16 protein-coding genes and 1 tRNA gene are annotated in these 20,617 nt (G+C 63.8%); 8 read left to right on the top strand and 9 right to left on the bottom strand.

The genetic code is table 11. The annotated features are described in order from the left end of the window. Positions 1–24: 24 nt before the first annotated feature. From ASD58_RS26910 to ASD58_RS26930, 5 genes are all read left to right on the top strand, one after another. On the top strand, positions 25–1,950 hold the full coding sequence (locus ASD58_RS26910) for a TonB-dependent siderophore receptor (RefSeq protein ID WP_057265000.1): 1,926 nt from the start codon (positions 25–27) through the stop codon (positions 1,948–1,950). Between the two features lie 25 nt (positions 1,951–1,975). Beyond that, a complete protein-coding gene (locus tag ASD58_RS26915) occupies positions 1,976–2,359 on the top strand; it encodes a hypothetical protein (RefSeq protein WP_057265002.1) in 384 nt (127 codons plus the stop codon). Between the two features lie 72 nt (positions 2,360–2,431). Beyond that, positions 2,432–3,787 (top strand): TolC family protein, encoded by a 1,356-nt coding sequence (locus ASD58_RS26920; protein WP_057265005.1) that lies wholly within the window; start codon positions 2,432–2,434, stop codon positions 3,785–3,787. After that, positions 3,784–5,172, top strand: coding sequence for a multicopper oxidase family protein (locus ASD58_RS26925; protein ID WP_057265007.1), 1,389 nt, complete (start codon positions 3,784–3,786; stop codon positions 5,170–5,172). Before ASD58_RS26920 ends, ASD58_RS26925 begins: the two co-directional genes overlap by 4 nt. Next, entirely contained in the window at positions 5,168–6,385 is a 1,218-nt protein-coding gene (locus ASD58_RS26930) for a voltage-gated chloride channel family protein (RefSeq protein WP_373994484.1), read from the top strand. Before ASD58_RS26925 ends, ASD58_RS26930 begins: the two co-directional genes overlap by 5 nt. Here ASD58_RS26930 and ASD58_RS26935 read toward each other — a convergent pair. The 6 genes from ASD58_RS26935 to ASD58_RS26960 all read right to left on the bottom strand — a co-directional run bounded on the left by ASD58_RS26935 (position 6,374) and on the right by ASD58_RS26960 (position 12,094). Further along, positions 6,374–7,237: a DUF72 domain-containing protein gene (locus ASD58_RS26935; RefSeq protein WP_057265011.1), complete on the bottom strand. Its 864-nt coding sequence runs from the start codon at positions 7,235–7,237 to the stop codon at positions 6,374–6,376. The two genes, ASD58_RS26930 and ASD58_RS26935, sit on opposite strands and share 12 nt — an antisense overlap. After that, positions 7,234–8,001 (bottom strand): NF038132 family protein, encoded by a 768-nt coding sequence (locus ASD58_RS32400; RefSeq protein WP_057265013.1) that lies wholly within the window; start codon positions 7,999–8,001, stop codon positions 7,234–7,236. The genes ASD58_RS26935 and ASD58_RS32400 overlap by 4 nt, the downstream gene beginning before the upstream one ends. 135 nt (positions 8,002–8,136) lie before the next feature. Further along, positions 8,137–8,679: a hypothetical protein gene (locus ASD58_RS26945; RefSeq protein ID WP_057265019.1), complete on the bottom strand. Its 543-nt coding sequence runs from the start codon at positions 8,677–8,679 to the stop codon at positions 8,137–8,139. 120 nt (positions 8,680–8,799) lie between these two features. Continuing rightward, a complete protein-coding gene (locus ASD58_RS26950) occupies positions 8,800–10,077 on the bottom strand; it encodes a nitrate/sulfonate/bicarbonate ABC transporter ATP-binding protein (RefSeq protein WP_057265020.1) in 1,278 nt (425 codons plus the stop codon). Continuing rightward, positions 10,074–11,765 carry an ABC transporter permease subunit gene (locus ASD58_RS26955; protein ID WP_057265021.1) on the bottom strand — a complete coding sequence of 564 codons (1,692 nt, stop codon included), beginning with the start codon at positions 11,763–11,765 and terminating at the stop codon, positions 10,074–10,076. Before ASD58_RS26955 ends, ASD58_RS26950 begins: the two co-directional genes overlap by 4 nt. A 245-nt stretch (positions 11,766–12,010) precedes the next feature. Next, a tRNA-Leu gene (locus ASD58_RS26960) sits at positions 12,011–12,094 on the bottom strand. A 126-nt stretch (positions 12,095–12,220) separates the two neighbouring features. Here ASD58_RS26960 and ASD58_RS26965 point away from each other — a divergent pair. From ASD58_RS26965 to ASD58_RS26975, 3 genes are all read left to right on the top strand, one after another. Next, positions 12,221–13,069, top strand: coding sequence for a hypothetical protein (locus ASD58_RS26965; protein ID WP_057265023.1), 849 nt, complete (start codon positions 12,221–12,223; stop codon positions 13,067–13,069). Positions 13,070–13,072: 3 nt separating this feature from the next. Next, positions 13,073–15,274: a penicillin acylase family protein gene (locus tag ASD58_RS26970; protein ID WP_057265025.1), complete on the top strand. Its 2,202-nt coding sequence runs from the start codon at positions 13,073–13,075 to the stop codon at positions 15,272–15,274. Positions 15,275–15,356: 82 nt separating this feature from the next. Next, entirely contained in the window at positions 15,357–16,667 is a 1,311-nt protein-coding gene (locus ASD58_RS26975) for a hypothetical protein (protein WP_057265027.1), read from the top strand. Here ASD58_RS26975 and ASD58_RS26980 read toward each other — a convergent pair. Genes ASD58_RS26980 through ASD58_RS26990 form a run of 3 tightly spaced genes read right to left on the bottom strand, consistent with a single transcriptional unit; the run spans position 16,664 to position 20,548 of the window. Then, positions 16,664–18,010: a peptidylprolyl isomerase gene (locus tag ASD58_RS26980; protein ID WP_162253069.1), complete on the bottom strand. Its 1,347-nt coding sequence runs from the start codon at positions 18,008–18,010 to the stop codon at positions 16,664–16,666. The genes ASD58_RS26975 and ASD58_RS26980 overlap by 4 nt on opposite strands. After that, complete coding sequence (locus ASD58_RS26985) at positions 17,997–19,175, bottom strand: PLP-dependent aspartate aminotransferase family protein (protein WP_057265031.1); 1,179 nt, start codon at positions 19,173–19,175, stop codon at positions 17,997–17,999. Before ASD58_RS26985 ends, ASD58_RS26980 begins: the two co-directional genes overlap by 14 nt. Then, positions 19,172–20,548, bottom strand: a complete 1,377-nt coding sequence (locus tag ASD58_RS26990) for a pyridoxal-phosphate dependent enzyme (protein WP_057265033.1) — start codon at positions 20,546–20,548, stop codon at positions 19,172–19,174. The genes ASD58_RS26985 and ASD58_RS26990 overlap by 4 nt, the downstream gene beginning before the upstream one ends. Positions 20,549–20,617: the final 69 nt, after the last annotated feature.

Below are 20,617 nucleotides of genomic sequence, written 5' to 3' on the forward strand. Positions count from 1 at the left end.
GTGCTTCCTGAAAGAGAGGCCGCCATGCCCAAAGCTGGCTATTCACTGATGTGGGGACTGGTTACTGGCTGTATCTGCAGCCGGTCACTATCGGCAATCGCTGCCGCCGGCGGCGCAGCCACGCCGGAAAACTTTGCCAACCTGTCGCTTGAAGAATTGAGCGACGTGCGCGTGGTATCCGTTTCAAAGCGCGAAGAGAGGCTGGGCGATGCGCCGGCTTCGGTATTCGTGATCACCGCTGACGACATCCGGCGCAGCGGTGCGCGCAGCCTTGCCGAAGCGCTGCGCATGGCGCCCAACCTGCATGTCGCGCAGACGCCTGCCGGCAATTACATCATCACAGCGCGCGGCTTTGCCGGCAACAGCGCCAACAAGCAGTTGGTGATGATCGATGGCCGCTCGGTGTATACGCCGCTGCTTTCCGGCGTGTCCTGGGACGTGCAGCAAGTGCCGATCGACGCCATCGAACGGATCGAAGTAATCAGCGGGCCTGGCGGCACCCTGTGGGGCACCAATGCGGTCAATGGGGTGATCAATGTGATTACCAAGCCTGCCGCGTCCACACTTGGAGCGATGGCCGACCTGCGTTGGGGCCAGGCGCAGTCAGGCGCGGCCTTCCGCTATGGCGCCGCAATGGATGATGGCGCCTGGCGCGCCTACGGCATGGATTACGCGATGCCGCACGGCGAAACGCTGGCCGGCAAAGCGCTGGGTGATGCCTGGCACAATGCGCAGGCGGGCTTCCGGGCGGATTGGCTGCGCGGCAGCGATGCGCTCACGGTGCAGGGCGATGTGTACCGCATCGGCGCCGGGCAGGTCGTGACGCCGCCGGCGCTTCCTTTGCCGGCTGCATCCATGCGCGGTGCCAACCTGATGGGACATTGGACCCGCCAGCTTTATGGCGGCGCCAGCCTGTCCGTGCTGGCCTATTACGATCGAACGCAGCGCGACCAGACTGGCGCGTATAAAGAGAATCTGGATGTCGCCGACCTGCAGGCGCTCTATAACTTCGCTCCCCTTGGCCGGCACACGCTGGCGGCGGGCGTTGAATACCGCTTCGCTCTCGACCGGGTGTCGGTCACCAGCGGTACTGCCTTCCACCCAGAGCGTGCCGCCATGCATTGGGCCAGCCTGTTCGGGCAGGACACCATCGCCCTCGGCGAGCAGCTAAGCCTGACGGGCGGATTGCGGCTGGAGCGCAATAAGTACACCGGTACTGAGGTTCTCCCCAACGTGCGGCTGGCATGGAAGGCGACTCCGTCGACTTCCTGGTGGGCGGCCTTGTCGCGCACCGTTCGGGCGCCATCGCGCGTTGACCGCGAAATCTTTATCAATGCCGGGTCGCGCGGCACCCTGACCGGCGGCCCGAATTTCCAGTCCGAGACGGCGCGCGTGCTGGAAATCGGCTTGCGCCAGCAATTCGGCAACCACGCCAGTTATTCGCTCACCGCCTATCGCGCCCTGTACGACAAGCTGCGCACCATCAAGCCAGTGGCGCCGTTGGCTTTCGAAATCGGCAATGGCATGGAAGGCGAAACGCGCGGCCTGGAAGCATGGGGCAGCTACCAGGCTACGACCGATTGGCGCCTCAGCGCGGGCCTGACCCTGATGCACGAAGAATTTTCGCTCAAGCCGGGCGAACTCGATTTCGGCAACCGTTCGGTCACCGGTAACTCGGATCCACGCCGCGTGGCCAGGCTGCGTTCCTCGTACACGCTGGGCGAAGGGCGCGACCTGGACCTGACCTTGCGCTATGTCGGCCCGCTGCGCTTTACCGCAGTAGCGGGCTATACGGCGCTGGACGTCAACTTCAACTGGCAGCTCAAGCCTGGCCTGGAGCTGGCGCTGGGAGCCAGCAATGCGCTGGACCGCGACCACGAGGAATTCAGCGGCACCAACCGCCTGTCGCTGGGGCGGGGCGCCTATGCCAGGGTCATAAGCCGCTTCTAAGGCGGGCATGGTAATATCGCTGCCCATGAAATCCGTGATCCGTGTCATTGCGCTTTGGCTGATGCTGGTGGCTTTGCCTTTGCAGGGCTTCGCTTCGGCCAGCATGCTGCTGTGCGCTACGGGCAATCCCGTCGAGCCGGCTACCCAGGCGGCGCAGGGCCCACACCATGATCATGCGGCCATGTTGGCATCTGCCCAGCAGGAAGGCGACAATGGCGGCCATTGCGCCGGCAACGCATACGGCGGCGCGATGGGCGCTTGCTGCGTCGGCGCCGCGCTGGCTTACGCCTTGCCGCAACCGGCCTCACATCCCCAGCTTGCCGAGCGCCTGCACCTGCCCGAACCCGTACCGCCACCGCCGGTCGACCTTGCCCTTCCCAAGCGCCCGCCGCGGGCGATCCTTGCCTGATCCATGCCAGCCAAGGCGGCTGGCCCCATCCTGCGACCCCGCGCAGGACGACCAAGCATTGGAAAGACAATCATGAAACAAGCATTCAAGCTGGCGGCAATGGCCGCCGCGGCTGCGCTGCTCTCCGGCTGCGCCACGTTCTCGAACGATGGCGGCTTCGGCGCAGTGGCGCAAGCCACCAAAAGCCACAGCGGCGCCGAGACGCGCCTGCTGCGCAATGACGATGACCTGCGTGCCCTGGACGAACAGCTGAAAAAGCTGCTGGCGGAGCCGTTGGGCGCTGACGCAGCCGTCCAGATCGCACTGGTGAACAACCGCAGCCTGCAAGCGCGTTACTGGGACCTCGGCATCGCCGAAGCGGAACTGGTGCAGGCGGGCCGCATGGCAAACCCCGGTTTCAGCTTCAAGCGCACCCATGGCGGCGGCGAGGTCGGCATCGAGCGTACCCTGAGCATGAACTTCATCCAATTGCTCACGCTGCCGCTGGCCAGCCGCATCGAATCCCGGCGTTTTGAACAGGTCAAGCTGGAGCTGACCGGTGAAGCTGTGGCGATGGCCCACCAGGCGCGCCTGGCGTGGATCGAGGCCGTGGCGGCGCAGCAGGGCGTCGCGTATGCCCAGCAGGTCAGCGACGCGGCAGATGCCAGCGGCGAACTGGCGCGGCGCATGCAGGCCGCCGGCAACTGGAGCAAATACGATGCGGCCAAGGAGGAGGCCTTCCACGCCGACGCCATGGCCGACGTGGCGCGTGCCCGCAAGGCTGCCACCGCCAGCCGCGAAAAGCTGACGCGCATCCTGGGACTATCCGGCGTGGAAGCCACCAGCTACCGCTTGCCGGAACGCCTGCCGGACCTGCCGGCCAGCCCGCGCAAGATCGACGATGCCGAAGCGGCCGCGATGCGCGACCGCCTCGACGTGCAGGCAGCCCGCCTGGCGTCGCAACACACGGCAAATACCCTCGGCCTGACCAAGGCCACGCGCTTCATCAACGTGCTGGAATTGAGCGGCATCAGCGAGCGCGATGGCGAGCGCCGTTCGCATGGTTATGAGATTTCGGTGGAAGTACCATTGTTCGACTGGGGCGGCGCCCGTGTCGCGCATGCCGAGGCGACTTATATGCAGTCGGTCAACCTGCTGGCCGCGGCGGCAGTCAATGCCCGCAGTGAAGCGCGAGAGAGCCGGCAGGACTACCAGGCTTCCTACGAGCTGGCCAAGCATTACCGCGATGTGGTGATACCGCTGCGCCAGAAAATCTCAGAGGAGACCCTGTTGCGCTACAACGGCATGCTGCTGTCTGTGTTCGAGCTGCTGGCCGATGCCCGCGAACAGGCGACCGCCGTCAATAACTACATCAACGCGCTCAAGGAATACTGGATCGCGGACGCCAATCTGGATGCCGCGATTGGCGGTAAAGGAGTACAGCAATGAATAATCCCCTCAACAAGCGCCGATCTTTCCTCGCCAACGGCGCCGCTGCCCTGATCGGCGCGGGCCTGGTGAGCCGTGCCGGCGCCGCCGGTTTGCCGGAAGCCCCGGTGCAAGCAAGCGCTTCGACCGCGCCGCCGTTGATGCCGCCAAATGGCCGCCCATACAATCCTGTCGTCACCCTCAACGGCTGGAGCCTGCCGTGGCGCATGAAGGATGGCGTCAAGGAGTTCCACCTGGTTGCGGAGCCGGTGGTACGCGAAATCGCGCCCGGTATGTACGCCAAAATGTGGGGCTACAACGGCCAGAGCCCGGGACCGACCATCGAGGTGGTGGAGGGCGACCGCGTGCGCATTTTCGTCACCAACAAGCTGCCGGAGCACACCAGCGTGCACTGGCATGGCCAGCTCCTGCCAAGCGGGATGGATGGCGTGTCGGGCGTGAGCCAGCCCGCCATCCAGCCGGGCAAGACCTTCGTCTATGAATTTGTCGCAAAACATGCCGGGACTTTCATGTACCATCCCCATGCTGACGAAATGACGCAGATGGCGATGGGCATGATGGGCTTTTGGGTAACCCACCCGAAAGACCCGCGCCAGCACGCGGTGGACCGCGATTTCGTGTTCCTTCTCAGCGCATACGATATCGAACCCGGGAGCATGGTCCCCAAGGTCAACACGATGACGGACTTTAATATCTGGACATTCAATAGCCGCGTTTTCCCCGCGATCGACCCGCTGGTCGTGCGCCAGGGCGACCGTGTGCGCATCCGCGCCGGCAACCTGACCATGACCAACCACCCGATCCACATCCACGGCCACCGCTTCGAAGTGACCGGTACCGACGGCGGCTGGGTGCCTCCGACGGCGCGCTGGCCGGAAGTGACCACCGACGTTGCCGTAGGCCAGATGCGCGCCATCGAATTCATCGCCGACAACCCGGGAGACTGGGCCTTCCATTGCCACAAATCGCACCACACCATGAACGCCATGGGCCACAACGTGCCGACCCTGATCGGTGTCGACCACAAAGGCGTGGCGGAGAAGATCAACAAGCTGGTGCCTGGTTATATGGTGATGGGCGACAAGGGCGGCTCGATGGGCGGCATGGAGATGGAAATCCCCGAGAACACGCTGCCGATGATGACCGGTACCGGCCCGTATGGCGATATCGAGATGGGCGGCATGTTCACCCTGATGAAGGTGCGTCCGGACCAGAAGAAGGGCGATTACACCGATCCGGGCTGGTACAAGGCGCCGAAAGGCACCACGGCCTATGAGTGGACCGGCGAGCTGCCGCCGCCTGTTTCCGCACCCAATGCGCCGCCGCCTGCAGGCGTGCAGCCGGTGGAAGTGACCCGCGACAAGAAGGGACACGATCATCATTAAGCAATTGCGCTACCTGGGGAAGTGGAGCCTGTTGGCCGGCATCATTGCCGTGCTGGCCGGAAGCGCGTCCGCTTTCTTCCTGGTGGCGCTGGACGTGGCGACCGCCTGGCGTGAAGCCTATCGCTGGGTGGTTTGGCTGCTGCCGCTGGCCGGCTTTGCCGTCGGCTGGATCTACCTGCATGTCGGCAGCCGCGTCGAAGCGGGCAATAACCTGCTGATCGACGAGATCCACGATCCAAAGAATGTCGTGCCGCTGCGCCTTGCGCCGCTGATCCTGTGCAGTACCGTGGTGTCGCACCTGTTCGGCGCCTCCGTCGGCCGCGAGGGAACGGCGGTGCAGATGGGCGGCGCGCTGGCCGACCAGCTCACCCACGTATTCCGCTTGCCGCGCGAAGACCGCAGCACGGTCCTGATGGCCGGCATCAGCGCTGGTTTTGCTTCGGTGTTCGGCACCCCGCTGGCCGGTGCGATCTTCGGGCTGGAAGTGCTGGTGGTGGGGCGCATGCGGTTTACGGCGATCTACCCTTGCATGCTGGCGGCGCTGCTGGCCGACCAGGTCACGCGCGCCTGGGGCGTGGGACACACGCATTATCCGGCGGGCACGCTGGGCGCCCCGGATGGCCCTCTGCTGCTGGCGCTGGCCGGCATCGTCGCTGCGGGCATTGTGTTTGGCCTGGTGGGGCGCGCGTTCGCCGCTGCCGCGCATGGCTTGTCGGCGTGGTTCAAGGAGCGCTTTGCCTATGCGCCGTTGCGGCCACTGGCCGGTGGCGCCGTCATCGCGCTGGTGGTCGGCGCCGGCAGCGCTTCCGGCATCGACTTCCACCGCTACCTGGGCCTTGGCATCGGCCCAATGGTGGAAGCATTCCGCGTGCCGCTCGACTGGTGGGACTGGCTGGGAAAATTCGTGTTCACCGTTGGCTCGCTCGGCTCCGGATTCAAGGGCGGCGAGGTGACGCCGCTGTTCAATATCGGTGCCACACTGGGCAACGTGCTCGCTCCTCTCCTGCACCTGCCGTTCCCGCTGCTGGCGGCAATCGGCTTCGTCGCGGTGTTTGCCGGCGCCGCTAACACGCCGCTGGCCTGTACCGTGATGGCGATGGAATTGTTCGGGCCCGGAATCGGCCCCTACGCCGCACTGGCCTGCGCGGTTGCCTTCATGTTCTCGGGCCACTCCGGCATTTACCGCGCCCAACGGCGCCCGTCAGCCGAGTAAGCGCTGTTCCAGGCTCTGCGCGTCGAATGGCGCATGCACTTTCACGTCGTTGTCGAAGTAACAGTAGATGTCGCGGCTGGCGCGCTTGGGCGGCGCGCTGTCGACGATCAGTCTGGCGTCGCCGGGCTGATGGCCGCTTGCCCAGGTGCGGATGCGGGCTGCCCAGCGATCGAGTGACTGCTGCGTGTACCCGCTGGCGTAAAGCTCCTTTTCGCCGTGCAGGCGAAGGTACATGAAGCTGGCGGTCACGTCCTCATAGTCAGGCCATTTGCCTGCCGTATCTGCGACCACCAGCGCGACTTTATACTTGCGCAGCAGTCGCACGAAAGCGGGATCGGCGAACGACTCGTTGCGGATTTCGACTGCGTGCAGCAGCTTGCGCTTGGCGTCGGTCTCGGTGGCGCAGCGGCCGTTCATGCGCGGCTCGTGGCGGCTTGCGAGAGCCGATGCTTGTTCGGTATCGCGCGGCAGCAGGCTGAGAAAGTGCTCGAACAAGTCTTCGTCAAACTTGAAATTGGGCGGGAACTGCCACAGGAATGGCCCCAGTTTTTCCCGTAGCAGCAAGACGCCGCTGGCGAAGACGTTGGCCAGCGGCTTTTCGGGTTCGCGCAGGCGCAGGATATGCGTGATGTAGCGATTGCCTTTGTGGGCGAACACGAAATCGCCAGGGGTGGCGTCGTACCAGGCCTGGTAGCTTTGCGGCCGCTGCAGCGAGTAAAAGGATCCGTTGATTTCAATGGTGCGCACGGCGCGCGAGGCAAATTCCAGCTCGCGTGCCTGCGTCAGGTCGGGCGGATAGAATACGCCGCGCCAGGGAGTATAGCGCCAGCCCGAAATGCCGATCCTGGTCACCGTGCCAGGCGCTTCAGCGTGCCGAGCATTGCCAGGCCGGCCAGCAACATTGCGTACTGACCAGGCTCGGGGATGGGCAAGGGCTCGCCGCCGACCGATATGGCGTCGAAGGCCAGGCCGGAGTCGAAATCCTGGTCGTCCCAGTTGGTCACGCCGAATTCGAGCCGGTATTTGCCGGCGTTGGAAATGGCGTATTGCGCCCGCACCCAGCCAGTGGCGCCGCAGCCGGCGTCGTAGCAGTCGTCCGAATCGGGCCCCAACGGCGCCCACTTGGTCCGGCCCGGTGCGACGGCGACGGGGAAGGGTGTCAGCGTCGCGATGGGCGCAGGCATGTCGAAGCCGGGAATTGCGTTGCCATTTTCGTTGGTGCGGGCGGTGAACAGGAGCGCCACTTGCTTGTCGTCGGCGTCCAGCAGGCGCGCCCATGCATAGTCCGCGTAACCCGCGCCATCGGTCGTCACATAGTTGAAGCGAAAGTCCAGCGCGGCATGCGCGTCGGCCATGAACGAAACCGAGCGCAGGATCGAGCCATTCGTTGCTTCGCCCACGCCACCGACGCCGGGCAGCGCGACTTCGCTGGTCGAATTGTAGCTGGAGATCCAGCCATAGGCGCTGCCGCCGCCCGGCGCGAGTCCGACGACGCCGTTGGCTCCCAGTGTGCCGCAATTGCCGGTACAGCGCCACGGCGCGGGAAGACCGTCGTCAAAAGTGCCGGCGAAAGCGGGCGCGGCCAGTGTTGAACATGCTGCGCAAGTGGCGAGCATCAGAAAGTTTCTTTTGTTCATTTTGCTGCCCCGTCGAAGAGAACGCCATCATTCTCCCCGCATGGGGCGCGTCTGCCGAAAGATTGCCGCTATCGTGCGGGCGGGAGCAATAGTCAGTTTCGACAGGGAAACGCTTTATCTGAATGGAGCAGCCGGGCCCGGCCAGACGGTATCGGCCAGTGGACGGCCCTGGCAGCGCGATGGGTCGACGAGGGCGCCGGTCTGTACGCCGCGGCAGGCCCAGATCTGGCTGCCGTTTTCGCCGGTGTAGCGGTCCCATGCCCATTCGCGGTCGGTGTTCGGGGAGGCGGTCGTGTAGGTCGGCTCGGAATACCAGTCGTCGTTGTACAGGCCGATCGTGCCGCCAACGCCGATGCTCACATCATTATGCTTGCTGGCTGCGACGGCCAGCGCGACCACGCCGGCCGCTACGCCAACCGTCACCCAGGTTTCGCGTTCCTTGATGACGCCAGGGCAGGCCGCTTCCGCTACACCCCGGCGGCCCAGTTCCATGCGCAGCGCATTGGAAAAGTTCATGTCGGGCGAACCCGTGGCGAGCGTCTTGCACATCTCGAACTCGCTGGCCGCCGACGGATTGGCATAAAAGCTCTGTGCACCGATGCCGGCGCAACCAGTGAGGAGCGCAGCAATGGCTGCGACGGGAAGCAGGGTTTTCATCCCCCTAGTATAACAAGCCCGGAAGCGCCCAAGTCATGCCAAGCGCCAGTTGGTGCGGTGCGCCGGGCGTTTTCGCAACGCAATCGTGCGGTTCGAGGATGGTCGCATCATTGGCGCTTGTTACGCCAGGCGCAGGCGGCGCGTGTGGAAATCGAATTCATAAATCTCCCCGTAACGGCCCCATTCGACGGCGGTGCGCATGATGCGGCGCGCCTCCTCGGGTTCATTCGATTCCAGTAGCGGCGACAGCACCTGTTCTTCCGGCAGCGCTCCGTCTGCGGAGGCTCGCAGCATGCTGTAAATGTGTTGCGGCAGAGTGACGTGCGCCAGCAGCTGGCGGCCGAAGATGGCTTGGCGCCCGGCATGGTCGGCGGCTTCATAGCGCCGGCCTAGTGTGGTCATGGTAATGTCGCCGCCTTCCACCGTGGCCAGGCCGAGCTGGGACAAAGCCTCGCAGGCCGGGAACAGGGCCTCGTCCGGCAGTTCGCTTTCGTCCGATAGGCGCGGCAAGTCGGCGCGGCCGTTAAAGCCATCCGATGCCAGCAGGGACAGGACTGCTTCGATGCGTTCGATGTCGGCATCGGGCAGGCGGTAGTCGGGGCCAGCCTCGCGCGCTGGCACCGCAGCGGGCGCGCGCATGGTCATCAGGCCGTATACCTCGTCCACCAGTTGGCGCACGGCGGGGCTGTCCGGGTTGCGCGGGCGTGGCAGGTCGATGCGGATTTCGGTGCGGATGCGGCCCGGATCGCTGGAGAGCATGATGATCCGGTCGGACATCATCACGGCCTCCTCGATATTGTGCGAAACGACCAGGATGCCGCGGGTTGGAATGCGGCCGTGATCCCACAGCTCCAGGATGTCGTCGCGCAAAGTCTCGCCAGTCAGCACGTCGAGTGCGGAAAACGCTTCGTCCATCAGCAGCACGTCCGGATTGGTGACCAGCGCTCGGGCAATGCCTACGCGCTGGCGCATGCCGCCGGACAGCTCGCGCGGCAGGGCGCCTTCAAAGCCGGACAGGCCCATCAAATCCAGCATGGCCCCGCTGCGTGCTGCGCGTTCGTCCGCAGCCACACCTTGCGCCTCCAGGCCCAGTTCCACATTCTGTTGAACCGTCAGCCAGGGGAACAGGGCGAACGACTGGAACACCATGGCAATGCCAGGCACAGGTTCCGCCAGCGGCGCACCGCGATACTTGGCAGCGCCGGCATCGGCCTGCACCAGGCCCGCGATAATGCGCAGCAGGGTCGATTTGCCGGAGCCGGACTTGCCAAGCAGCGCGACGATCTCGCCCGACTCCAGCGCAAAGTCGACGCCGTCGAGCACGGTGCGGCTGGCGCCATCGCCAGTGCGGAAGGATTTGCCGACGCCTTGCAGGTCGACCAGGATTTCTTTTTTCATGCCTGCTCCTGATACAAACGGCTCCAAACGAAGCGGTTGATTGCCATTACAAATACACACATAACGCCGATGCCGAGGGCGATACGGGGGAAGTCGCCGGCATCGGTCATCTGCTTCACATAACTGCCCAGACCATGCGCCACCAGCGTGGTTTTGCCCCAGGTGACATATTCGGCCACGATGCTGGCGTTCCACGAACCACCGCAAGCGGTAACGGCGCCGGTCACATAGCTCGGGAACACCGCCGGCAGGTAGACCCGCCGCCATTTCAGCCAGCCTTTCAAGCCCAGGTTTGCTGCCGCCAGGCGCAAGTCGGTAGACAGGGTGGAAGCACCCGCCACGACGTTGAACAGGATGTACCACTGGGTGCCGAACACCATCAGGGGACTGAGCCAGATGTCCGGATTGAGCCCCAGGTGCAGCACCGAATACACCACCACCGGGAACAGCAGGTTGACCGGGAACGCGGCCAGGAACTGCGCCACCGCCTGGATCTTCTGCGCATAGCGCGGCCGCAGGCCGATCCACACCGCCACCGGCACCCAGAACAGTGAAGCCAGCGCAATCAGCACCGCCACGCGCGCCAGTGTCGCCAGGCCCAGGCCAAATACGCCGGCAGCCTCGCGCCAGCCCACCTCGGTATGGATGAAGGCGGCAACGCGGTAGCTGGCCCACACCGCAAGCACCAGCAGCAGGGTATCGGCCGCGCGTGCTGGCAGGCGCCAGCGGCGCGCAGCCTTTCCGGCGACGGCCGTGTCGACCGGGCGGGCCGGGAACCAGCCGAGGGTCGAACGCATCAGCCTCCAGGCCTTGCCGGTCAGGCGGCTGGCGATGCGGCTGCGGCGCACCCAGTCCAGCAGCCAGGAACGGCGGCCCACTTCTCCATCCAGCTCTTCAAAGCGGAACTTGTCCGCCCACACCAGCAAGGGGCGGAAGAACAACTGGTCATACATGACGATGCCGACAAACATGGCGCCGATGGCCCAGGCGATGGCGCGGCCGTTCTCGGCTTCGATCGCCACCGCGATGTAGGCGCCGATGCCAGGCAGCTTGACGTCCTGGCCGGCGACGGAAATCGCTTCCGCAGCGACCAGGAAGAACCAGCCGCCCGACATTGACATCATCATGTTCCACAATAAGCCAGGCATGGCGAACGGCAGCTCGAGCCGCCAGAAGCGCTGCCAGGCCGACAGGCGGAACATGCGGCTCGCCTCATGCAGTTCGGCCGGCACGGCGCGCATCGACTGGTACAGGCTGAAGGCCATATTCCAGGCTTGCGAAGTAAAGATCGCGAAAATGGCCGCGCACTCGACGCCCATCTGGCTGCCGGGGAACAGGGCGATGAAGGGCGCAATGGCGATCGCCTGGAAACCCAGTACCGGTACCGACTGCAGCACGTCGAGCAGCGGCACCAGGACTTTTTCAGCCAGCCGGTACTTGGCCGCCACCGCCGCGAACACGAAGGCGAACACCAGCGAAACGCCCAGCGCCGCGAACATGCGCAAAATGGTGCGCAAAAGATAATAGGGCAGTGCCGCCGGATCGAGGCTGACCGGCATAGGCTGGCCAAGCACGAAGGGACGTGCCATCTGCATGGCGCCATAGGCGACAGCAATCAACACCGCCAGCACGAGCGGCAACAATGCCCAGTCCCAGCGATTGGGACGCGTAGTGATAGATGCGAACATCAGGCTCTCCGCAAGGATGCGGGCCCGCGATCGTGCGCGCTTGAATCATCATCCGCTCATGGCAGATGACGGTAGGACAGGAGCCCTGGACGTGATCGTGCCGTTATGCGATGCCGAAGTGAATTCGGTGACAACTATGACTCGAACAAGTGCCCATGAAAGGGGGCTCCAGAAAATGATAACGGGGCGGAGTGTAGGCGGATGTGATACCCCTAGTCAACTTAGGGAATCACTTAATTTGAGAGTGCCCCGGGCCGGAATCGAACCGGCACGGCCTTGCGGCCAACGGATTTTAAGTCCGGTGTGTCTACCAATTTCACCACCGGGGCACCGGTTGGAGCCCGCTATTATGACATGTCTGTTGGTTAACATCCAGTAGTAGCAATTCTGGCAACGCTTGTAATCGCTGCGGAATGTTGTAGCATGCTGGTCGCAGAATTCCCTTGAAAGACCCCATGCAAATCAAGATTAATGACGTCCTGCGGGACTATATTGAACCGTTGACCGAGGCCGAGCGCACTGCGCTGGAACGCAGCCTGCTGGCCGAAGGTTGCCGCGATGCGCTGGTGCTGTGGAACGATGTTCTGGTCGATGGCCATAACCGTTATTCGATCTGCCAGCAGCACGGCATTCCTTTCAAAGTCACCCAGAACACGAGCTTCAAGGATATTGAAGACGTGATGCTCTGGATGATCGACAACCACCTGGGCCGCCGCAGCGTGTCGGACTTCCAGCGTGGCGTGCTGGCTCTGCGCCAGCAGGAAATTCTGGGCAAGCGCGAACAGATCGTGAAGGAGCAGGCCAAGGCGGAAGATGCCGCCATTGCGCCGCCGGACCCGGAAACCGAGGAACCGGCAGCGCCGCCAAAAGCCAAGGCCAAGCGGGAGGACATCGCCCGCGCCGCGCGCCTGAGCGCCAACACCCTGGGCCAGATCGAAAAGATCACCCGCAGCGCCACGCCAGAGCTGGTGGATGCCGTGCGTTCCGGCACGATCTCGATCAATGCCGCCGCCACCGTGGCCTCGCTGTCGGAAGAAGACCAGAAGTCGGCCGTCGCAGGCGGCCGCAAATTCCTGCAGCAGGCGGCCCGTGAGATCCGCGAACAGCGCGCAGCCAACCGTCCGGCAAAGGCGCCGAAAGAGGATGCGGGCGAGGGCCATTACGAAGCGGCGGAGCGTCCGGCTCCGCTGACCGAGGTGGAAGTATTGCGCCTCGAGATCTCGCAACTGAAGGAAAAGAATGCCGCGCTGCGCGCTGAAAACGCCGAACTGCGCGAACGCATTGCACAACTGGTGGAGCAATAAAGCATGCTAAAGCTGAATGCCGCGCTGATCGCGTTCTGTGCCATTCCTGCGATTGCCGCCCCGGCCGCGCCACAGGCGGCGGGGGCACTGAGTCCTGCGGAAGTGCTGCGCCTGCATGCGATTGCCAAGCGCGTCACCATCCTGCGCGACAAATGGGGCATTCCGCATATCTATGGCAAGACCGACGCGGATGCGGTATTCGGCATGATGTATGCGCAATCGGAAGATGATTTCAAGCGCATCGAACTGAATTTCATCAACGCGATGGGCCGCCTGGCGGAAGTGGAGGGCGAGAAGGCGCTGTACCAGGACCTGCGCATGAAGCTTTTCATCACGCCCGAGCAGCTGAAGGCCCAGTACAAGGCCAGCCCGGACTGGCTGAAGAAGCTGATGATGGGCTGGGCCGATGGCCTGAACTTCTACCTGCAAACGCACCCGCAGGTGCAAGCGCGCCTGCTGACCCGCTTCGAGCCCTGGATGGCTCTTAGCTTCAGTGAGGGCAGCATCGGCGGCGACATCGAATCCGTCAACATCGAGCAGTTGAAGGCGTTCTACAGCAAGCGCCCGGCGCCAGCCTTGGCCGCCGTTGGCAGCGACCTGGATCATGAACCGCGCGGCTCGAACGGCTTTGCCATCGCGCCTGCCCTCAGCAATTCGGGCCACGCGCTGTTGATGATCAACCCGCACACCTCGTTCTACTTCCGGCCCGAGATCCACGTGAACAGCCAGCAAGGCCTCAATGCCTACGGCGCCGTCACCTGGGGCCAGTTCTTTGTCTACCAGGGCTTCAACGACCGCATCGGCTGGATGCACACTTCCGGCGGCGGCGACGTCATCGACGAATACCTGGAAACGGTGGTCGAGAAGGACGGCAAGTTCTTCTACCAGTACGGTAAAGAGCTGCGGCCATTCCGCACCGAGAATGTACGCCTGCCCTATAAAGCTGAAGACGGCAGCATGGCCGAAAAGACCGTGACCGCGTACTTCACCCATCGTGGCCCGGTCGTGCGCGAGCAGAACGGCAAATGGGTGTCGGTGGCGATGATGAATGAGCCGCTGAAGGCGCTGACGCAATCCTTCATCCGCACCAAGGCGCGCAACTATCCGGCCTTCTACAAGTCGATGGAGCTGCGTACCAACTCGTCGAACAACACGGTATACGCGGACGCGGACGGCAATATCGCCTATTTCCATGGCAATTTCATGCCGGTGCGCGACCAGCGTTTTGACTACACCAAGCCGGTCAATGGCGCCGAGCCTGCGACCGACTGGAAAGGCCTGCACCAGGTGCGCGAAACCATCCAGCTGTTCAATCCGAAAAATGGCTGGATCCAGAACACCAACAACTGGCCGTTCTCGGCAGCCGGCGCCTACAGCCCGCGCCCTGAAAGTTATCCGGCCTATATGTCGGTCAACCCCGAAAATGCACGCGGCATCCACGCGGTGCGCGTGCTGCAAGGGAAAAAGGACTTCACTATCGACAGCCTGATCGCAGCCGCTTACGACAGCCAGTTGCCGGCCTTCGAACCGCTGCTGCCGTTGCTGGTGCGCGCCTATGACGAAGCACCGGCCAGCGACCTCAATAAGGCTGCCGTGATCGAGCAAATCACGCTGCTGCGCGACTGGGATATGCGCTATTCGCTGACGTCGGTGCCGACTTCGGTGGCCATCTACTGGCTGCAGGACCAGGTCAAGCAATATGGGCCGGAGGCGAAGGAAAAGGGTATGCCGGTCCTCGACTACCTGGCGACCCAGCTTACGCCGAAGCAACGGCTGGAAGCGCTGGTGCGCGCCTCGAACAAGCTGGCTTCCGACTTTGGGAGCTGGAAAACGCCCTGGGGTGAAATCAACCGTTTCCAGCGCCTGACCGGCGACATTGTGCAGCCGTTTGACGACAACAAGCCAAGCATCCCGGTGCCTTACGCTTCCGGAAATTTCGGCGCGCTGGCCGCCTACGGCATGACCTCGCAGCAGCGCACCAAGCGCATTTATGGCGAGCGCGGCAATAGCTTCGTGGCAGCCGTTGAATTCGGCCCGAAGGTGAAGGCCAAGAGCATCCTGGCCGGCGGCGAAAGCGGCGACCCGGCGTCGCCGCACTTCAATGACCAGGCCGAGATGTATGCACGCGGCGAATTCAAGGATGTGCTGTTCTATAAAGAAGACATCGAAAGGAACCTGGAGCGCAAGTACCATCCGGGCGAATAAGGTACACGTTTGAGATAGCGCAAAGTCTTCCCCGCATTAGCTGGCGCACAATGAAGTGACAAACTGCTAATGGGAGGCGGCCATGTCTTCCGATCCTGACGACAACGGCAGCACTGCATGCCAGCGGATAGAAGAATTCATCTTCGTTCGCGAACTGAATGAAGTCTTCCTGCTGCTTGACCACATCTCCGGACGCTGGGACAAGAGCCTTTACAACTTCCACGACCACGACGATGGCGAACCGCACATCGATGAATTGTGCGCCATCGGCTTGTCGCCGCCCGGAAGCGACGAACAGCGCGTGGCGCAGGCGGTCAAGGTGCTGTGCGCCAAGGACAAGCTGAATGCCGCCGCGCGCCCGGCGACCGGGCTGACCATCGCCTTCACCTTGCTGGTGGTGGGCGAGGACAACCGGCGCGACTGGCGTAACTGGCTGCGCGACAAAATGTTCGGCAGCGGGGCCGGCGAGAACGGCTCCGCGCACAGCCCTTACTGGGACAAGCCAACGCGCCTTACCTTGGCCCGCAATGCCTTCCCGGGCCTGGTTCGGGTGGCCTCCAGTTTCAACTTCCGCATGAAGCTGGTGGTCTACCTGCTGCTGGTTGGACTGGTGTTGACCTGCGTCATGTCCTGGCACGTTGCCGGCGGCAGCGCAATCCTGCAACACCTGGATGCGGTCCAGGCGGCGCAAGCCGCACTTTCCAAGGAAATCGAGGAAGCGGAATTCAAGCACGCTGCCAGTGCCACTGCATCGCCCATGCAGTTTTGCACCGAAGGCGAACGCGCCGGCGTGCCGCAATACCGCAGCACGGACGAGTACCAGCTTTGTACCCGGCGCAGCCAATTGACGGCGCAGGCCGCCTCGATCAGCATGAACCTGCGCGACTGGCTGGTGCCCTGGCAGGCCTGCTATAGCATGTTGGCCCGCCCGTTCGGCCGCATGCCGGAAGGCGGCGTGGTGCAGGCGGTTGCCGCGCCCGCCGAGAAAGAAAGCCGCGTGCAGCGCGCACTGGAAGAACAGGCGCGCTTGGTCACGCTGGTGGTGGGAACGGCCGTGCTGCCGCTTTGCTACGGCGTGTTGGGCGCAGGCGCCGCCGTGGTGCGGGGCTTATGGGCAAAGATGCGCGAAAGCCTTCTGTCGCCGCGCGACTTCACGCTGGCGTTGTTGCAGCTTGCGCTCGGCGCCACGATCGGTGCCTGCATCGCGCTGTTCGTGAACCCTTCCGGCCAGACGCCAGGCAGCGAAATCGGCTTGCTGGGCAATTGGGCGCTCAGCACGTCGGCGCTGTCCTTCATCGCCGGCTTCGGTGTGGAAGGCGTGTTCGTGGCGCTGGAAAGCCTGGTGCGCCGGGTGTTCAATATTTCCGATCCAGCGCGGCGGCCAAGCGATTAGCGGGCTTCCAGCACCTCGATGATGTGAAAGCCATCTTCCGCCAGGATTGGCGGGCTGATTTCATGGACCGGCAGGCAGAAGGCGGCGCGTTCTACGGCGGCTAGCGCTGTGCCACGGCGGAAGAAGCCCGGCGGCATGCTGCTTGGGGTTGCGAAAGGATTGCTGAATTGGGGTTCCAGCAATTCAAAGTCGATGCCGTTTTTCCAGTCGTTGCGCAAGGTCACGGCACGCTGGTAGGCCAGGCGCAAGGCGCCGTAGCTTGCGGTGGCCGGGCCGGGACCTGGTGCGCCTGGCATCACAATCAATTGGCGTATCCTCACTTCGCGGCGTACCGCGGAATGCAGGTCGCATTCCATTCGATCCTCGCGGAAGCGTGGGCTGTATGAAATCACGGGAGCCACTTGCATGATCCCGTCGATCGGTTGCGTTGACCGCCAATTCCAGGCGCCGATCCAGAACGCAATCGCCGCCACCAGGAAGCCGACCGCGATCCGGAACGCCCGGTTGATTCCGCGCTGCGATCCACGCTCCGAGCTGAAGTCGACCATCGCCAGGTCTGCTGCCGTCATCGGTGCGCGGCCGGTCGCCGCCTGGTGGCGCTCATCGGCGGTCGGCACAAAACGGGGCGCAGCCGCGGTGGCATCGGCCGTCTCGGGGACTTCATGGCGCAGCACCGGCGCATGGCAATGCGGACACCGGATATCGTGGGTCGGGTCGACAGCGCCACCACAAGCATGGCATTTGTGCTGCCGGACCTCGGTCGCGACATTCCTGACGATAGTGCCGCCGTCGGCAGCGTGGGTTGCGATGGCGAGGCGCGCCGGATCGATTACGCCCATCGCCGAATGGCAAGCGGGGCATGCCTCGGCCGGCCGGGCCGGCAAGGGAAAGCCGCAATCGGCGCAAAACAACTCCTTGCCGGCGCCGGCCAGGGAACGGATGTCGGCCCAGGCCAAAGGGCGGACGAACCCTTTCTCGGCCAAGTACAGGATATAGGTCTGGTAATAGCCGTGTCCATGAGGGCAATCGAGCTGGCTGGTACGGCCGAAGCGCGTCATATTGACGACGGGCTTCAGGGCGGCGCCGCAAACCGGGCAGGATTGCACACTCGCCAGCGAAACGGCATGCGCGTGATCGCCATCCGCCTGCATCGCCCCATGGATTTCGCGCACGAATTCGCTGATGCCGGCGCCGGCCAGCCTCACCGATTCGGTGTCGTCGAACCACACCAGGCAGCAGTGCGAACAGGTGTCGATCTGCACCCGCCGCTGGTAGTGGCCGGACAAGTCAAGCACCCGCATCGGGCGCTTGCAGTTGCTGCAATGACGTTCAGATGGCGTCAAGTGCATTGCGCAGGTCTTGGCGCAAGTCCTCGATATCTTCGATGCCGACGGAGAGCCGGATCAGGCCATCGCCGATGCCCAGCGTGGCGCGCTGTGCCGCGGGAATCGATGCATGGGTCATCAGGGCAGGGTGCTCGATCAGCGATTCCACCCCGCCCAGGCTTTCCGCCAGCGCAAACACCTCGCAACGTTCGAGGAAGCGGCGGGCGCCGGCCAGGTCGGTGTCGAGGTCGATCGAGATGATGCCGCCAAAACCGTCCATTTGCGCCTTGGCCAGCGTGTGCTGGGGGTGCGACTCCAGGCCCGGATAGAACACCTTTTTCACCTTTGGCTCGCGTTCCAGCCAGCGAGCAAGTTCCAGGGCGCTCTTGCAGTGGCGCTCCATGCGGATCGCCAGCGTCTTCACGCCGCGCAGGGCCAGGAAAGCGTCGAACGGGCCGGCAATCGCGCCCACGGAGTTCTGCAGGAAACCTAGTTGCTCGCGCCAGGCCGACTGGCGCTCTTCGCCGCCGACCACCGCGATGCCGCCGATGATGTCGGAGTGCCCGTTCAGGTATTTTGTCGCCGAGTGCACCACGATGTCGAAGCCCAGCTCCAGCGGGCGCTGCACGATCGGGCTGGCGAAGGTATTGTCGGCCACCGCCAGGATGCCGCGTTCGCGGCAGATGCGGGCGATTGCCGCCAGGTCGGCCAGCTTCAGCATCGGGTTGGTCGGGGTCTCGACCCACACCATCTTCGTTTCGGGGCGCAGGGCGGCCAGCAGGTTTTCTGGATTGGTCAGGTCGGCGTAGGTGAACTCATGCCCTGCGCTGCGGCGGCGCACGCGTTCGAACAGGCGGAAGGTGCCGCCATACATATCGTCGCCGGCGACGATGTGCGAACCTGCATCGAGCAGTTCCAGCACGGTGGAAATGGCGGCCAGGCCCGAAGCGAAGGCGAAAGCTTGCGAGCCGCCTTCCAGGTCGGCCACACAGCGCTCCAGCGCCCAGCGCGTCGGATTATGCGAACGGCCGTAGTCCAGGCCTTTGTGGACGCCCGGGCTTTGCTGGACGAAAGTGGAAGTGGCATAGATCGGCGGCATGATGGCGCCGGTCGATGGGTCCGGGTGCTGGCCCGCGTGGATGACGCGCGTGGCCAGGTGGGCTTTGGTCTTTTTGTCGGTCAAGATAAGGTCCTGCGCAAGTGGTTGAGTAAGTCGTAGCGGGTGATCAGACCATAGAATTTGCCGCCTTCCGCGATCACGGCGGTCAAGCCGCGGTCCAGGGTATCACGGAGGGCGGGCATGCCGGCAGAGGGCGCCAGGGTTTCGACGCGGCTGGTCATGGTGGCGCCGACTTCGCCCTTGAACTGGGCGGCGTCGTTTTCCACCTTGAGCAGGATGTCCGATTCATCGATGATGCCTGCCAGCTTGCCGTTGTCGATCACCGGCAACTGCGCCAGGTCCGCTGAACGCATGCGGTTGAAGGCGATCAGCAGGGTGTCGCCCGGCGCTACGCTGACCACGTCGCCGTGCTCGAACAGGCGGCCGATCAGGTCGCGCATGTCGCCCAGTTTCTGGCGCTGCAGCAGGCCCTGGTCGAACATCCAGCTATCGTTGTAGACCTTGGACAGGTAGCGGGTGCCGGTGTCGCAAACGAAGGTCACCACGCGTTGCGGCTTGGCCTGTTCGCGGCAGTATTTCAGTGCCGCGGCCAGCAAGGTGCCGGTCGACGATCCTGCCAGAATGCCTTCAGCGCGAAGCAGGGCGCGTGCACTGTCGAAGCTTTCCTGGTCGGTGATGGTGTAGGCCTGCGAGATCGCATCCATGTTGGCGATGGCGGGAATGAAGTCTTCGCCAATGCCTTCCACTGCCCAGGAGCCGCTGGTGTCGGACACTTTGCCGGTGTCCACGTATTCCTTCAGGATGGAACCCTTGGGGTCGGCCAGGATGAATTTGACGTGCGGCGCGACCTTGCGGAAGTAGCGCGCCAGGCCGGTCAGGGTGCCGGAAGAGCCGACACCGACCACAATGGCGTCGATCTCGCGCGCCATCTGCTCCCAGATTTCCGGACCGGTAGTGGTTTCGTGGGCCAGCGGGTTGGCCTGGTTGTTGAACTGGTCGGCGAAGAAAGCGCCGGGGATCTCACTGGCCAGGCGGGCCGCGTAATCCTGGTAGTACTCGGGGTGGCCTTTGCCCACGTCGGAACGGGTGATGCGCACGTCTGCGCCCAGCGCCTTCAGGTGCAGGATCTTCTCGGTCGCCATCTTGTCCGGCACCACCAGCAGCACCTTATAGCCTTTGATGGCGCCGACCAGGGCCAAGCCAAGGCCGGTGTTGCCGGCGGTGGCTTCGACAATGGTGCCGCCCGGCTTGAGCAGGCCATCGCGTTCGGCCGCCTCGATGATGGACAGGCCGATGCGGTCCTTGATGGAGCCGCCGGGGTTCTGGGATTCGAGCTTGAGGAACAGCCGGCACGGGCCGGTGTCGAGACGAGTGACTTCGGCAAGCGGTGTATTGCCGATCAGGCTGAACAAAGCTGCAGGACGGGTATTCTGCATTTTCTCTCCTTGCGAAAAACGCGCATTGTGTGGCGATCCGATTAAACCAAGAAGGAATATCTTTGCGCT

This window comes from Duganella sp. Root1480D1 (assembly GCF_001427305.1).
Classification (GTDB): domain Bacteria; phylum Pseudomonadota; class Gammaproteobacteria; order Burkholderiales; family Burkholderiaceae_D; genus Rugamonas.

What these genes read in the sequence shown, in the direction of transcription:
- ASD58_RS26910 (WP_057265000.1), top strand. Translation starts at nt 25, where the DNA reads ATGCCCAAAGCTGGCTATTCACTGATGTGGGGACTGGTTACTGGCTGT.
- ASD58_RS26915 (WP_057265002.1), top strand. Translation starts at nt 1,976, where the DNA reads ATGAAATCCGTGATCCGTGTCATTGCGCTTTGGCTGATGCTGGTGGCT.
- ASD58_RS26920 (WP_057265005.1), top strand. Translation starts at nt 2,432, where the DNA reads ATGAAACAAGCATTCAAGCTGGCGGCAATGGCCGCCGCGGCTGCGCTG.
- ASD58_RS26925 (WP_057265007.1), top strand. Translation starts at nt 3,784, where the DNA reads ATGAATAATCCCCTCAACAAGCGCCGATCTTTCCTCGCCAACGGCGCC.
- ASD58_RS32400 (WP_057265013.1), bottom strand. Translation starts at nt 8,001, where the DNA reads ATGCTCGCCACTTGCGCAGCATGTTCAACACTGGCCGCGCCCGCTTTC.
- ASD58_RS26945 (WP_057265019.1), bottom strand. Translation starts at nt 8,679, where the DNA reads ATGAAAACCCTGCTTCCCGTCGCAGCCATTGCTGCGCTCCTCACTGGT.
- ASD58_RS26950 (WP_057265020.1), bottom strand. Translation starts at nt 10,077, where the DNA reads ATGAAAAAAGAAATCCTGGTCGACCTGCAAGGCGTCGGCAAATCCTTC.
- ASD58_RS26955 (WP_057265021.1), bottom strand. Translation starts at nt 11,765, where the DNA reads ATGTTCGCATCTATCACTACGCGTCCCAATCGCTGGGACTGGGCATTG.
- ASD58_RS26965 (WP_057265023.1), top strand. Translation starts at nt 12,221, where the DNA reads ATGCAAATCAAGATTAATGACGTCCTGCGGGACTATATTGAACCGTTG.
- ASD58_RS26970 (WP_057265025.1), top strand. Translation starts at nt 13,073, where the DNA reads ATGCTAAAGCTGAATGCCGCGCTGATCGCGTTCTGTGCCATTCCTGCG.
- ASD58_RS26975 (WP_057265027.1), top strand. Translation starts at nt 15,357, where the DNA reads ATGTCTTCCGATCCTGACGACAACGGCAGCACTGCATGCCAGCGGATA.
- ASD58_RS26990 (WP_057265033.1), bottom strand. Translation starts at nt 20,548, where the DNA reads ATGCAGAATACCCGTCCTGCAGCTTTGTTCAGCCTGATCGGCAATACA.